This window comes from Intrasporangium sp. (assembly GCF_030452765.1).
Taxonomy (GTDB): domain Bacteria; phylum Actinomycetota; class Actinomycetes; order Actinomycetales; family Dermatophilaceae; genus Intrasporangium_A.
On the sequence record NZ_JAKDLO010000017.1, the window covers coordinates 26,399 to 39,678 of the forward strand.

The window sequence follows — 13,280 nt, forward strand, 5'->3', positions numbered from 1 at the left end:
CGCGACTGGGCTTTCGGTGGGCGCCGTGGGCTCGGCGGGGGGCACGAGGTCGGTCATCACGAACTCCTGAGCCGTGGGTCGAGAACGGTGTAGAGGATATCGACGACGAAGTTGATGATCAGTGCTGCGAGCACGAGGACCATCACCACGCCTTGGACGGTGAGCAGATCGCGGTTGGCCACCGAGTCGAGCAGCAGGCTGCCCAACCCGGGGACGACGAACACCCGTTCGATGACGACGGCACCGATGAGCAACGTCGTCAGCTGCAGCCCGAGCACGGTCACCACCGGGATGGAGGAGTTGCGCAGGATGTGTCGGGTCACGATCGGCAGGCCGCTCAGCCCCTTGGACCGGGCGGTGCGGATGTAGTCCTCGCGCATCACGTCGAGCGTCGCCGAGCGCACATACCGAGTGAGGATCGCCCCCTGGACGAGCCCCAGGGAAAGCACGGGGAGCACGAGGTGTTGGATGAAACCGCCAGGGTCCTGGATTGGAACGACCCAACCCCCGGATGGCAGCACCCGCAGCCACACCGCGAACACGTAGACCAGCGCGATACCCATCACGAAGGCTGGGATGGCGATGCCGATCTGGCTGCCGAAGGAGATCGCCAGCCCGCTGGCCTTGCGATGGCGCAACGCCGACAAGGTGCCGAGCGGGAGCGCGGTCACCAGGGCGACGGCCATGGCGCAGAGCACGAGCCAGCTCGTGACCGCCAGGCGGTCCGAAATGATGGGGCCGATCGGGTTCCGCGTCACGTAGGAGGTCCCGAAGTCGCCCGTGAGCAGGCCGCCCACCCAGTCGAGGTACTGGACGGCCAAGGGCCGATCGGTGCCGAACTCGGCTCGGAGCGCGGCTACCGCATCGGGGCTTGCGTTGACCCCGAGGGCCACCACCGCCGGGTCGCCGGGCAGCACCGCCATGAAGCCGAAGACGACCACCGACGCGACGAAGATGCTGACAACGAAGATGACGAATCGGGTGCCGACGTACTTGAGCATGTCCATTGCTGTGATCCGCCTATCCCGCTACCGGCTCAGCCCGGTGACGTCGAACGACTCGGTGATCCCGTTCTTCGGCAGGCCCTGCAGGTTGGCCCTCGCGACGACCAGGTACGGGAAGAGGAAGAGCCAGTCGGCGGCGGCGTCCTCGGAGATCTGCCGGGCTGCCGCCCTGAGGTCGGCCACCTGCTGCTCCGGCGTGCCTTCATCAGCAGCGGCCATGAGGCTTTGCACCTTGGGGCTGTCGTAGCCGAAGTAGTAGTCGGGATTCGCGTAGTTGGCGATGTCCCGCGGCTCGACGTGGTTGATGATCGACATGTCGTAGTCGTGCTTGTTGAAGACGAGGTCCAACCACCGTGCCGGGAACTCCAGCACGTCGATGTCGGCGGTGATGCCGACGTCGGCGAGCTGGGACTTGACGACCTGACCGGCCGAGAGAGCATAGGCAACGTTGGGCAGGCGGAGCCGCACCGTGAGGTCGGTCTTGCCGGCCTCGGCGAGCAGGTTCCTCGCCTTCTGCGGGTCATGCGGGAAGAGCCCGGTGAGGTCCTCGTACCACGGGTCGGTCGGAGGCACCGGGGCACCGATCAGCGTCCCCCGCCCTGCCCACGCGGTGTCGAGGATGGCCTGGTGGTCCAGGGCGTAGCGGACGGCCTGGCGGACCCGCTTGTCACCGAACGCCTTGGACTTGTTGTTCATCGACAGAGTGACCTCACCGTTCGAGGTACCTTCGATGATCTTGAACGTCGGGTCGCTCTCGAACCGGATCAGCGAGTCTGGCGCCGCGACGTTGCCGATGGCGTCGATCCCCCCGCTCAGCAGGGCGTTTGTCGAGGCGGTGGGGTCCTTGAAGTAGCGGAAGACGACAGTTGACATGGCCGGCTCGGTGCCCCAGTAGCCAGGGCGGGCCTTGAGGGTGATCGAGTCCCCGCGCACCCATCTGGCGACGGTGTACGGTCCGGTGCCGACCGGCTTGTTCGCGAGGTCAGCCACCCCGTCGGGGCTCATCATCGCCCCGATCCGCGTCGTCATCTTGAAGAGCCAGTCGTTGCTGGGTCGGGACAGCTTGACGGTCACCCTGGTCGGGGAGTCGACCGTGACGGTGTCGACGACGTCCATGGCCTTCTTGAGCGAGATCGTCCAGTCCTTCTTCACGCGGTCGATGCTGAACTTCACTGTCGATGCATCGAACGGGGAGCCGTTGCTGAAGGTGACGCCCTTGCGGAGTTCGAACGTGTACGACTTCCGGTCCGTGCTCACCTTCCACGACTCGGCCAGCAGCGGCACGATCTTGCCGTCCTGGTCGAGCTCCACCAGACCCTCGTAGACATTGGTCAGCAGCACCTGGGGTATTGCTGCCCCGTCGGTCCGGGTGAAGTCCAGATTCTCCGGCTCCAGCGCGAAGGCGATCGCTGCGGTCGTTGCGCTCGACCCTCCGCCCGCGCCAGCCGACGGGCTGCTGCCTGCGCCCGCGTTGCACGCGGTGAGGAGCACTGCTAGGCCTGCGGCGGTGCCGCTGGCGGCGATCTTCCTCAGATTGGGCATGTCCTCATCTTTCCGGGGTGGGCATCGAGGCCGTGGGCTCCGCGCGACGGGCGATGACCGTCTCAGCCACCCGATCGGTCGTTGCCGATCCTACGAGGTCGGGGCCTCGTGGCCTACGCCGTCACCAGTCAGTCTCGCGATCGTTCGTCGTCCCAAGAATTCCCGTCCTGGCGCTGTACTCACGCTCTAGCGGTGGTGGTTCACCGGTCAGACCAGCAGGCCTAGTTGCGTGCATGGAAGGCTGTCATTAGTGTGACGGCAGAGTCAAGCCTCCGTCATCGTCCTGCGATGCTCACAGCCTCCGGCTCGCAGCGAGAGCATCCGTGGCGAGAGCATCCCTACGAAGGGACCATCCGGAGGGTGGGGACCAGGGAGGTGAAGCCGGTGAGCAGCTCGGGCCGCGCATCGCCGACGACGACCTCGAAGATCGGTAGGACCGTGTGGAACTACGCTGAGATCTATCGCGCCATCGCGCGCGAGCTTCCGGATCTGCCCTGTCAGGTCCAGGGTGATCACGTCACGACGTGGGCGCAGTTCGACCGCCGCAGCGATGCGGTCGCTGCGCACCTGCTGAGCCTTGGTCTGCCGCGACAGGCGAAGGTGGCCGTGTTGCTGCGCAACTGCCCGCAGTACATCGAGGCCTACGTCGGATGCTTCAAGGCGGCGCTGACGCCACTCAACGTCAACTATCGCTACGGCCACGACGAAGTCGTGCACGTGCTGACGAACGGCGACGCCGAGGCGCTGATCTTCCACACGTCGCTGACCGAAGTCGTCGACGGCGCGCGGCCCGACCTGCCTCGAGTCGGTCACTTCATCGCGCTCGAGGACCCCTTCGGCGCAGGGCCTGCCTCGGTTGCCCGCACGAGCGTGCCGCAGGTCCCGGAGTGGGCTCACTCCTACGAGCAGGTTGCGACCAGTGGTGGGCCCCTGGCCGACCCGCCCGGGCTGAGTGGGGACGACGCGCTTCTGCAGTACACCGGCGGAACCACCGGTCTGCCCAAGGGTGTGCTCTGGCGCCAGGACACCGTGATCTCTGCCTTGGGTGGGGCCACGAACTTCTACCAGAACAAGCCGGCGGTCGATGATCTCGACGGTCTGGTCCGGCAGCTCGAGCGAGGCGGCAAGCGGCTGTACGTCGCCTGCCCGCTGATGCACGCCACCGGCCTGTTCACCGGCCTGTCGTTGATGAACGAGGGCTGGGCCGTCGAGACGACCGCCGCGCAGCGGTTCTCGGCCCCGGCCATGCTCCAGACGCTGAGCGAGCACCAGGTCAACGCAGCTGTCATTGTCGGCGACGCCTTTGCACGTCCGCTGCTCGCCGAGCTCGAGGCCAACGGCCCGGCCTACAACCTGCACCACCTGGAGCTGATCATCTCGGCCGGCTCGGTCTGGTCACAGCGGGTCCGGCAAGGATTCCTCGACCGCCTGCCATGGGTCCTGCTGTGCGACAACTACGGCTCGTCCGAGGCGCTGCGGGGGGTACAGACCTACTCTCGGCCGGGTCAGGTGCCCGAGTCCGGCGTCATCGAGGCGAGTGAGCGGCTCCATCTCATGGACGAGCACGGTGCCCTGCTCCAGCCCGCTCTGCCCGAAGACCGTGGAGCCCTGCTCATCAGCGGCCACCTCGCCGACGGCTACTACAACGACTCCTCGAAGAGCGCATCGACGTGGGTCACCATCGACGGGCGTCGCTACTGCGTCACCGGTGACAGCGGCGAGGTGGAGCCCGACGGGTCCATCCGGCTGCTCGGCCGGGGCAACTCGGTGATCAACACCGGTGGCGAGAAGGTCTTCCCCCAAGAGGTGGAGGACGTCGTGCGGACCCACCCGTCGGTCCTGGACGCCGCCGTGGTCGGCCTGCCTCACGAACGGTTCGGGCAGGTCGTCGTCGCGGTCGTCGTGCTGCGTGCAGACGCCGAGCTCGACCAGGGGACCCTCGGCGAGCATGTCCGTCGTCACCTGGCCGACTACAAGTTGCCCCGCCGGATGGCCGTCGTCGACCGCATCCCGCGTACCGCCGCCGGGAAGGTCGACTATGCCACCAGCCGCAGCGCTGCCGTCGCGGCGCTGGCGAAGCCCTGAGCGAGTCGAGGAGCGCCGATGGACAACATGAGCTTGGCAGACGCATCGTTTCTCTACGCTGAGACCGAGACGGACCTGCACCACAACGCCTGGCTGGGGATCTTCGAGGGACCGCCGCCGACGACTGAGGAGTTCACCGCGCTGATCGCGGCCAAGCTGCACCTCATCCCGCGCTACCGCCAGCGGGTCCGCTTCGTGCCGGGTGACCTGGGCACTCCGGTCTGGGTCGACGACCAACACTTCAACCTCGGCTTCCACATCCGCCACATCGCGCTGCCCGCGCCGGGATCGGACGACCAGCTGCGAGAGTTCTTCGCGACCCTCATGGCGGTGCCGCTCGATCGTGGTAAGCCGCTGTGGGAGATGTGGGTCATCGACGGGCTCACCGACGACAGGTGGGGCTTGGTGTCCAAGCTGCACCACTGCATGGCCGACGGCGCCACGACGACGGGCATGACGACGATCCTGTTCGACGCCGATCCCGCAGCGGTTGTCGGTGAGCCGGTGCCGTGGACCCCCGGGCCGGCGCCGACCGACGAGGAGCTCGTCCAGGCAGCGATTGCGAGCAGTCAGCAGACCGGTGAGAACCTCACGACCCGGTATGCCGACCTGATGTCGTCGCTGCGTCGGCGTGGTGACGAGGTGGGCGCCGCGTTCAGCTCGCTGGAGACGAGCTTGGCCAGGCCGTTGGCCATCCCCCAGCTAAACGGGCCGATCGGCCCGTACCGTCGGTGGGAGTGGGTGCAGGCGCCGCTGGCAGACATCGCGAAGGTCCGCAAGAGACATGGCGGCACGGTCAACGACGTCATCCTGGCCATGGTCACCACGGGCTTCCGCGAGCTGCTCCTGGCCCGCGGAGAAGAGGTCTCCGAGAACACGGTCCGTTGCATGGTCCCGGTATCGGTGCGTGACGCTGACGACGAGGCGGGCAACAGGGTGTCTGCCATGTACGCGGAGCTGCCCGTGGGCACACCCAAGGTTCTGGACCGCTACTTCGCAATCCGCACTCAGATGGACGCCCTCAAGGCATCGAACCAGGCGCTCGCCGGCGATGTCCTGGCCGCGTTCGCGGCGTTGCAGGCGCCGGCCCTGGCGGCCTTGGGCGCGCGAGCCGCCAGCTCGGTGACCAGCCCCGTCAACACCACGACGACCAACGTGCCCGGTCCGCAGTTCCCGCTCTACGCCTTGGGCCGCCTCATGCTGGAGAACTGGCCGTACATCACCTTGGCGAACACCGTGCGGATCGCCACGACGGTCTTCTCCTACAACGGCATCGTGCGGCTCGGCATCACCGGTGACTACGACTCAACCCCGGACCTGGAGGTGTTCAGCGAAGGAGTCCGAGCGGGCCTTACCGATCTGCAGCGTGCCAGAGCGCGCACGTCACAGCGCACCGGGCGGGTCGAGCCTGCCACCAAGCAGTCCGACCGTCAGACGGACGAACGTGCCGGTACCTGAGGACCGGCGCATGACGGCGAGCGCAGGCTCACTGTCAAGGATCAACAGCGAAGGAGAGCACATGTCGGACACGCCCACGCAGGAGCACCAGCTGGAGCTGCTCGAGTCAGCACGAGAGCAGCAGACTTCGGCCCTGGGACAGATGCGGGAAGCGGCTCTGGAGAACGCGAAGTACTGGGAGGGTCTGGCAGACCAAAGTGGTTCTAAGCTGCCGCAGCCGAGCCCGTCCGCCTGGGTCACTGCGCATTTCGACTACCTCGACACTGTCACGAATGCCCAGTTCCAGTACGCGCGAGCACTCGTGACCGCCAGTAGCAAGCCTCGGGACGAATGATCTCAACCGCATGATGTCAAGGGGCGTTATGGACATCACCGGTACGAGCCGGCCCCGCGACGTCGAGCCGAGCGGGGGTGGGTCAGACGAGGTCGGCCCGCCCCCGCTGTCCCTTTTCGCGCTCGAGCCATCGCGCGCGCGTGTCGAGTGGCTCTCCCTGATGATCTCGGAGTGGATGCTCGACCCTCCCCGGGGTTCCGGCGACCCCGTGCTCGTGCTACCCGGGCTACTCGCGGGAGACGAGGCGACCGAGCCGCTGCGCCGGGTACTTGCCCGGCTCGGTCATGCGAGCCACGGGTGGGGGCTGGGTGTCAACGTCGGGCCGACGGCAACGATCCTCGATGGGATGGTTGCCAGGGTCGTCGCCTTGTCGGATGCGGCTCGCATACGAGGTGGAGACGGCCGGGTCCACCTCGTCGGGGTGAGCCTCGGTGGGATCCTTGCTCGAGAGCTGGCCCGCCAAGCCCCCGATCGCGTCGGCCGCGTGGTGACCATCGGCAGTCCGTTCCGTATCCTGGACCACCGGCAGAGCCGTCTCGCCGGCGTGTTCCAGTCCCTGTCCCACCTGCACGTGAGCCGTGACCGGTTCGACATCTTCAACCAGACCACGGTTCCCCCTCACGTGCCGACGACCGCCATCTTCTCCCGAACCGACGGAGTGGTGTCCTGGCGAACGTGTGTCGACCGACCCGGCATCGCCGGCCATGAGAGCGTCGAGGTGCGCTCGAGCCACACCGGCATGCCGTACAACCCGGCAACGGTCTATGTGGTTGCTGACCGTCTTGCCCGCGAGACCGGTCAATGGCGACCGTTTCAGGCACCACTGCGACTTCGCCACCTGTACCCCGCGCCATGACGCACTCGCGGACGTGGCTCGCCGGAAGGAGATGGCTTGCGCCGGCCGTCACCGCACACATCGACCACGGCTCAGCAGCCCACGAAGGAGAGTCATGACCCAGTTCGTCCCCGCGTGCCCCCCGGGACTGCCTGTCGGCCCGGACTGGGTCACAACACCCACGAGCGAGTCGGTGACCTTCCCCTTCACCGGGGAGCACGTGGGGCTGGCTCCGGTGGGAACGGTTCAGCTCGCCACCGAGGCGATCACGCATGCGGAGAGACTGCGGGCGGAGGCTGCTGCGCTTCCGTCACACGCCCGCCGGGCGGTGCTCGCGCAGGCACAGAGGGTCCTCTCGGAGCGACGTGACGAGCTCGAGCAACTCCTGGTCCTCGAGACGGGCAAGCCCCTCGTCGACTGCCGTGTCGAAGTGGACCGGACGCTGTTGACGCTGACGACATCTGCCGAGGAGGTGGCCCACCTGCACGGCGAGACGGTGCCGCTCGACCTGCTGCCGAGCGGGGAAGGGCTGATCGGCTTCTGGGTGCGTAAGCCGATCGGGGTTGTCGTGGGCATCGCCGGGTACAACTACCCGCTGCTCCTGGCCGCCCACAAGCTTGCGCCTGCCCTTGCGGCCGGGTGCCCGGTCGTCATCAAGCCGGCACCACAGACACCGCTCGCGACGCTGTGGCTCGTGCATGTCGTCCGTGAGGCGCTTGCCGCCGCGGGTGCCTCACGTGGCCTCGTCCAGCTCGTGACGGGTGGCGTAGAGGTCGGCGTCGCCCTGACCACTGACCGGCGAGTGGGTGCAGTCTCGTTCACGGGCTCGGCGTCGGTGGGGCACACGATCGCTCGAGATGCCGCCCCGACGAAAGTGTTGCTCGAGCTCGGCTCGAACTCGGCACTCGTCGTCGCGGGTGACGCCGATATCGAAGCGGCGGCCGACGCGGTCGTGCGAGGCGGGTACTACGCCTCCGGGCAGGCGTGCATCTCGGTGCAACGAGTCGTCGTCGTGCAGGCGGTGCGGGACGAGTTTCTCGCCACGCTCGCGTCCCGGATGGACCAGGTCGTCGTCGGGGACCCCCGCAAGCCGGAGACCCGGGTCGCTGCGCTCATTGACGCCCGCTCGACGCAGCGCGTCTCGGCGTGGATCAAGGCGGCGGTCGAGGCCGGCGCGACCCTCATGCATGGCGGCTCGGTCGAGGGCGGAATGCTTGTCCCGGCAGTCCTGCTCGACGTGCCTGACAGCCAGGCCGCATGGGACGAGGAGATCTTCGGCCCAGTCGTCGCCGTCCGGTCGGTACCGACCGTGCGAGAGGCCTTCGACGTGGTCAACCGCTCCAGATATGGCCTGCACGCCAGCGTGTTCACCTCCTCCCTCGAGACCGCGTTCCACGCGATCGACGTCATCGAGGCGGGAGGCGTCGTCATCAACGAGGTCCCCGGGTTTCGGTCGGACGTCATGCCCTATGGCGGTGTCAAGGACTCTGGGGTTGGACGCGAAGGACCAAGGTTCGCGATCGACGAGCTGACCGTGACCCGGATGGCCATCATCCGGCCCTCGTTCGGCGGGCCACGACCCAGCACACCAGCACCCAGCACATCACGACCCACAGGGAATGCACCGGACCAGAGCTCCCAGGAGGAGACCCGATGACGCAGTTTGCGGCTGCCCACGACTTCTCTCGACTGTTCCGGCTCGATGGCAGGCGGGCTGTCGTCGTCGGGGCGGGCAGCGGTATCGGCCGGGCCGGCGCGCTTGCCCTGACCGCACACGGCGCCGAGGTGATCTGTGCCGATCGAGACCTCGCGACGGCGAAGGGTACCGTGGCAGCCGGCGGCGGGCACGCGGCATACGAGCTCGACGTCACGGACGCCGAGGCTGTGGACCGAGCGGCCACGGACCTCGGAGCAGTCGACGTCCTGGTCTTCACAGCCGCGACCAACGTGCGCAAGCGGCTCCTCGACTACACCAGCGAGGAGTTCGACCGGGTGGTCGGACTCAACCTGCGGGCGTCCTTCGACCTGGTCCGGGCGTTCGGGCGCGGGATGGCCGAACGTGGGCGGGGGAGCATCATCGGCTTCAGCTCGATCCGCTCGGTCACCGTGGAGCCCGGACAAGGTGTCTACGCCGCGACGAAGGCAGGGCTCGTCCAGCTGCTGCGCACCGCGGCCGCCGAACTCGGCCCGTCCGGGGTGCGGTGCAACGCCATCGCGCCGGGCGTCGTCGACACCCCGTTGACGGCGCAGATCCGTGCAGATCAGGAGTGGGCTGGCGCCTATGCGAGCAAGAGCGCGCTCGGCCGCTGGTCGCACGCCGAGGAGTACGCCGGCGCCGTCGTGTACCTCGCCTCGGACGCCTCGTCGTTCGTGACCGGCAGCCAGCTGTTCGTCGACGGGGGGTGGACGGCCATCGACGGGCGGTTCACCCCACCCGCCTGACGCCGGGGTTCTCGGGCCCTGCCCAGACCTGCGCCAGGGCCGGCCAGTCTCCGGTGTCCTTGTGCGTGGTCATCGCCACGGTAGCCGGGCGACCTCCAGGTGCCTGCGCGCATCATTGAACAGCCTTCGAGTCATGACCGTCGACGTGCCCTCGGTCCGCCACTGCGCAGCCTTGGCGAAGGAGGTGCACGCCGAGGGGTAGGTGTCGCAGTAGGACCGAGCGGGGCCGATGGTCTCCGCTGAGAGCATCGCCTTGGCGATCGCCCGCGAAAGGGTGTCGGCGCCGGCGCTGAAGATCGCGCTGAGCTGTCGGCCGTCAGCCGGGTTGTTGACCCGCAGCGGGGTGCCCTGCCCGGTCGCGACGGCGAAGACGGTGTCACCGTCGTAGAGGGTGTGCACCGGCCGGATCGCCCGCGCCATCCCGTCGTGGGCGTTGCCGGACATCCGCTGCGCGGCCGCCTTCTCGAGGCTCGCATTCGTCGCCACGACGGCGATGGTCGTGTTGAGATCGTCGTTCGTGGGGGCTGCTATCGCGGTCGTGCACTCCGAGCTCTTCGGCTTGCGCAGCCCCGCGAACTCGTCCCCCAGACCGAACTGGACGCCGAGCAGCTCGCAGGTGCGCGGGTCGACCGTGGAGCCGGCCGCGTTGACGATCACGACCGCCCCGACATAGATCCCGTCGCCGAGGTAGACGCTTGCCGTGCCTACTCCACCCTTGAGACCCCCGGCCCGGGCGCCAGTGCCCCCGCCGTACGCGCCTTGACGGACCGGCCCGCCCATCGTGCTCTTGGCGGCGACCCAACCCCATTCTGGGGTGGTGCGGGCCTTGATGTCACCGCCGCGGCCGAGATCGTAGATGTCGGCCGCGGGCACGATCGGCGCAACGCCGGTGCTGCCCAACCCGACGCCCTCACCACGGTCCTCCAACCATCGAACGATCCCGTCGGTCGCCGACAAGCCGTACATACTCGACCCGCCGAGCTGAATCGCGTTGACGCCCGGGTTCGAGTTGACCGGTGAGAGCAGGTCAGTCTCCTTCGTGGCCGGGGCGCCACCTCGCTGGTCCACGCTGGCGACCGACATCGACGGCGTGTAGACAACCGTGGTCCCGGTCAGGAAGGGCGCGGTCCGCCGGTGAACCTGTCCGACCCGGATCCCCGGCACGTCGGTGACTGCGTTGAATCTGCCCGGCTGCGAAACGGTCGGACTGAAGGGCATCTGCCCAGCGGCCGTGCCGCCGGTGGCTGCAGTGGCCCCACCCACCGCCGTTGAGGGAGCGGCTGACGTGAGTAGGGCCGCGGTGCATGCGAGGGCGGCGACGGTCGCCCCGGCACGACCAAGGCGACGGGCGGCGTGGTCGATCCGCCGTGGGAGCCGGCGGGGCACTGGCTGGCTGCTGGACATGGTGTCTCCGATCGGGTGTGCGTGATCCCGCGTGGGCCTCTGCATGCTCTCAGCCCGAAATGTCCGGGTCCATAGTGATTTGCAACGTGTCTCAAACCCTCACGGCGTGAACGCGCAGAACTCGTTGCCCTCCTGGTCGGCCAGGACCGTCCAGCCGATCCCGCCGTCGCCCTTGTCGCGCAGCATCGTGGCGCCGTGCCGGACGAGTCCGTCAAGATCGTCCGCCCACACGTCGACGTGCATCCGGTTCTTCGTCGCCTTCGCCTCGGGCACCGGGCTGAAAGTCACTGCCTCGAAAGGCAGCCCGGGCACAGCCTCGAGCCACGAGAAGCCGCGCTCGTCGTCGCCCAGCGTCCCGCCGAAGACCACCTGCCACCATGCCGCGACCCGGTGCGCGCCTGCCGGGTCGCCCGTCACGTCAAGCACGAGCTCGTAGGGTCGCCGGTTCAGCTCCTCCCGGACGAAGACGCAGAACACCTGTCCGTCGGGGTCGCGCATGACCGTCCATCGTTGTGTGTCGTCGACGACGACGGCACCGAGTGACTCTGCCTCCAGCACAGACGCCACGTTGACGTCGATGTGGAGCCGGTTCTTGACCGTGGTGGGCTCGGGCACCGTGTTGACCCAGACGCGCACCATGTCGCCCTCGCGCAGGCAGGCGTCACCGTCGTCGAGCAGGTCGAGGTCCCACCCCAGCAGAGATGCCCAGAAGGCACCCTCGGCCCGGGCGTCGACCGCATCGATGCAGAGGTCCTTGTATCGCCCGAGTGCCATCTGCCCACGCTATCGGCCGGTGGGTCCCGCCGGTGCCGCGTAGATCACAGTGCGCAAAGGTGACGGCGCCACGGCACGGCTACTACGATATGTAGTACCGACAGGGTGCCTGCCGGAGCCACCACCAAGTTCTGGAGATGAGAACGATGGCCACCATCCATCCTGACAGCGTGACGAAGAGTCGCGGCAACGTCCACCCGGTAGCAGCGGGCGTGACCTTCCAGGAGGAGGTCGTCCGGTCCGTCTGGGCGCGCCGCTTCCTCGGTGGTCTGCGGATCGTCCTGGGCTTCATGTTCCTGTGGCCCTTCCTCGACAAGCTCTTCGGGCTCGGCTACATGACCCCCGCCGCCAAGGCGTGGATCGACGGGGGCACGCCCGCCCAGGGCTTCATGACCCACGCCGAAGGCCCGTTCGCCGGGTTCTTCGCCTCGATCAGCGGCCCTTGGGCCGACTGGCTCTTCATGCTCGGCCTGCTCGGTATCGGTGTCGCCGTGCTGGCCGGCGCAGGCCTCAAGATCGCCGCCTTGGCCGGCGGCCTGCTCCTGCTCCTCATGTACCTGGCCGAGTTCCCGCTGGGGACGACGGGCGCGTACACCAACCCCATCTTCGACAGCCACTGGGTCGAGGGCCTTGGTCTCGCGGTGCTCGCCGCGACCTACGCCGGAGACACGTGGGGCGTCGGCAAGTGGTGGGGCCGCAAGGTCGGCAACGGCATCCTGCGGTGACCCGATAGGTGGCCGTCGGGCTCACCGAGGGCGGCCCACCAGACGGAGGGCGATCTGCTGAGGAGGCGGGTCGCCCTCCGATCGTCCAAGAGCAGAAGGTATGCCGCTGGGCCCGGTCCTCGGACCGGGCCCAGTTCCCGTGCTGCCCGGTGGTGACCACAGGCTCTGGAGCACACTGGGCCCATGACGACGACACCCGGAGGCGACCTACCGATGCGGACCGAGGACGGCAGGCCGTCCCTCGACGGCCTGGTCGCGGCGATGCCGTTCGCTGGGGCGATCGGTCTGGAGCTGACCCAGGCCGAGCCCCGCGAGGTCCGGGGCGCGCTGGCCTGGCGCCAGTCCCTCTGCACCGTCGGCGGCGCCCTGCACGGCGGCGCGATCATGGCGTTCGCCGACAGCCTCGGCGGCATCTGTGCCTACCTCAACCTCGGGCCGGGCGAGACGACCACGACGATCGAGTCCAAGACCAACTTCTTCAGGGGTGTCCGCGAGGGGCGGGTGCAGGGGGTCAGCGAGCCGTTGCACGTCGGACGCTCGACCGTCGTCGTGCAGACGGACCTGTTCGACGACACCGGCAGGCGGGTCGCCCGGGTCACCCAGACCCAGGCGCGGGTCGCGGCCCCGACATCGTGACCCCGACCCTGTGACCCCCGACACCCTGACCCCTGAGCCCG

The 13,280-nt window shown here is 68.2% G+C and carries 12 protein-coding genes; 8 read left to right on the forward strand and 4 right to left on the reverse strand.

The genetic code is table 11. From position 1 onward, the window contains the following. Positions 1 to 56 precede the first annotated feature (56 nt). Positions 57 to 1,001 (reverse strand): ABC transporter permease, encoded by a 945-nt coding sequence (locus tag L0H79_RS03910; RefSeq protein ID WP_301483252.1) that lies wholly within the window; start codon positions 999 to 1,001, stop codon positions 57 to 59. A 27-nt stretch (positions 1,002 to 1,028) separates the two neighbouring features. Further along, the gene (locus L0H79_RS03915) at positions 1,029 to 2,546 is read right to left on the reverse strand and encodes an ABC transporter substrate-binding protein (RefSeq protein ID WP_301483237.1); all 1,518 of its coding nucleotides are present in this window, start codon (positions 2,544 to 2,546) and stop codon (positions 1,029 to 1,031) included. Between the two features lie 384 nt (positions 2,547 to 2,930). On the opposite strand from L0H79_RS03915, the gene L0H79_RS03920 reads away from it, so the two are divergent. From L0H79_RS03920 to L0H79_RS03945, 6 genes are all read left to right on the forward strand, one after another. Beyond that, entirely contained in the window at positions 2,931 to 4,631 is a 1,701-nt protein-coding gene (locus tag L0H79_RS03920) for an AMP-binding protein (RefSeq protein WP_301483238.1), read from the forward strand. Positions 4,632 to 4,649: 18 nt separating this feature from the next. Beyond that, positions 4,650 to 6,089 (forward strand): wax ester/triacylglycerol synthase family O-acyltransferase, encoded by a 1,440-nt coding sequence (locus L0H79_RS03925; protein WP_301483239.1) that lies wholly within the window; start codon positions 4,650 to 4,652, stop codon positions 6,087 to 6,089. A 61-nt stretch (positions 6,090 to 6,150) separates the two neighbouring features. Further along, a complete protein-coding gene (locus L0H79_RS03930) occupies positions 6,151 to 6,423 on the forward strand; it encodes a hypothetical protein (protein ID WP_301483240.1) in 273 nt (90 codons plus the stop codon). Positions 6,424 to 6,451: 28 nt separating this feature from the next. Continuing rightward, a complete protein-coding gene (locus L0H79_RS03935; RefSeq protein ID WP_301483241.1) occupies positions 6,452 to 7,279 on the forward strand; it encodes an alpha/beta fold hydrolase in 828 nt (275 codons plus the stop codon). Positions 7,280 to 7,373: 94 nt separating this feature from the next. Next, entirely contained in the window at positions 7,374 to 8,915 is a 1,542-nt protein-coding gene (locus L0H79_RS03940; protein ID WP_301483242.1) for an aldehyde dehydrogenase family protein, read from the forward strand. Next, complete coding sequence (locus L0H79_RS03945; RefSeq protein ID WP_301483243.1) at positions 8,912 to 9,700, forward strand: SDR family NAD(P)-dependent oxidoreductase; 789 nt, start codon at positions 8,912 to 8,914, stop codon at positions 9,698 to 9,700. Before L0H79_RS03940 ends, L0H79_RS03945 begins: the two co-directional genes overlap by 4 nt. Before the next feature lie 69 nt (positions 9,701 to 9,769). On the opposite strand, the gene L0H79_RS03950 is transcribed toward L0H79_RS03945, so the two are convergent. Both L0H79_RS03950 and L0H79_RS03955 read right to left on the reverse strand, forming a co-directional pair. Then, a complete protein-coding gene (locus L0H79_RS03950) occupies positions 9,770 to 10,918 on the reverse strand; it encodes a P1 family peptidase (protein ID WP_301483244.1) in 1,149 nt (382 codons plus the stop codon). A gap of 285 nt (positions 10,919 to 11,203) precedes the next feature. Next, positions 11,204 to 11,878, reverse strand: a complete 675-nt coding sequence (locus L0H79_RS03955) for a VOC family protein (protein ID WP_301483245.1) — start codon at positions 11,876 to 11,878, stop codon at positions 11,204 to 11,206. 170 nt (positions 11,879 to 12,048) lie between these two features. On the opposite strand from L0H79_RS03955, the gene L0H79_RS03960 reads away from it, so the two are divergent. Both L0H79_RS03960 and L0H79_RS03965 read left to right on the forward strand, forming a co-directional pair. After that, positions 12,049 to 12,603 carry a DoxX family protein gene (locus L0H79_RS03960; RefSeq protein ID WP_301483246.1) on the forward strand — a complete coding sequence of 185 codons (555 nt, stop codon included), beginning with the start codon at positions 12,049 to 12,051 and terminating at the stop codon, positions 12,601 to 12,603. Positions 12,604 to 12,786: 183 nt separating this feature from the next. Further along, positions 12,787 to 13,239, forward strand: coding sequence for a PaaI family thioesterase (locus tag L0H79_RS03965; protein ID WP_301483247.1), 453 nt, complete (start codon positions 12,787 to 12,789; stop codon positions 13,237 to 13,239). Positions 13,240 to 13,280: the final 41 nt, after the last annotated feature.

Excerpts from the sequence above, each read along its gene's own strand:
- L0H79_RS03925 (WP_301483239.1), top strand. The coding sequence starts at position 4,650 with ATGGACAACATGAGCTTGGCAGACGCATCGTTTCTCTACGCTGAGACC.
- L0H79_RS03910 (WP_301483252.1), bottom strand. The coding sequence starts at position 1,001 with ATGCTCAAGTACGTCGGCACCCGATTCGTCATCTTCGTTGTCAGCATC.
- L0H79_RS03930 (WP_301483240.1), top strand. The coding sequence starts at position 6,151 with ATGTCGGACACGCCCACGCAGGAGCACCAGCTGGAGCTGCTCGAGTCA.
- L0H79_RS03915 (WP_301483237.1), bottom strand. The coding sequence starts at position 2,546 with ATGCCCAATCTGAGGAAGATCGCCGCCAGCGGCACCGCCGCAGGCCTA.
- L0H79_RS03940 (WP_301483242.1), top strand. The coding sequence starts at position 7,374 with ATGACCCAGTTCGTCCCCGCGTGCCCCCCGGGACTGCCTGTCGGCCCG.
- L0H79_RS03945 (WP_301483243.1), top strand. The coding sequence starts at position 8,912 with ATGACGCAGTTTGCGGCTGCCCACGACTTCTCTCGACTGTTCCGGCTC.
- L0H79_RS03965 (WP_301483247.1), top strand. The coding sequence starts at position 12,787 with ATGACGACGACACCCGGAGGCGACCTACCGATGCGGACCGAGGACGGC.
- L0H79_RS03950 (WP_301483244.1), bottom strand. The coding sequence starts at position 10,918 with ATGCCCTTCAGTCCGACCGTTTCGCAGCCGGGCAGATTCAACGCAGTC.
- L0H79_RS03955 (WP_301483245.1), bottom strand. The coding sequence starts at position 11,878 with ATGGCACTCGGGCGATACAAGGACCTCTGCATCGATGCGGTCGACGCC.
- L0H79_RS03935 (WP_301483241.1), top strand. The coding sequence starts at position 6,452 with ATGGACATCACCGGTACGAGCCGGCCCCGCGACGTCGAGCCGAGCGGG.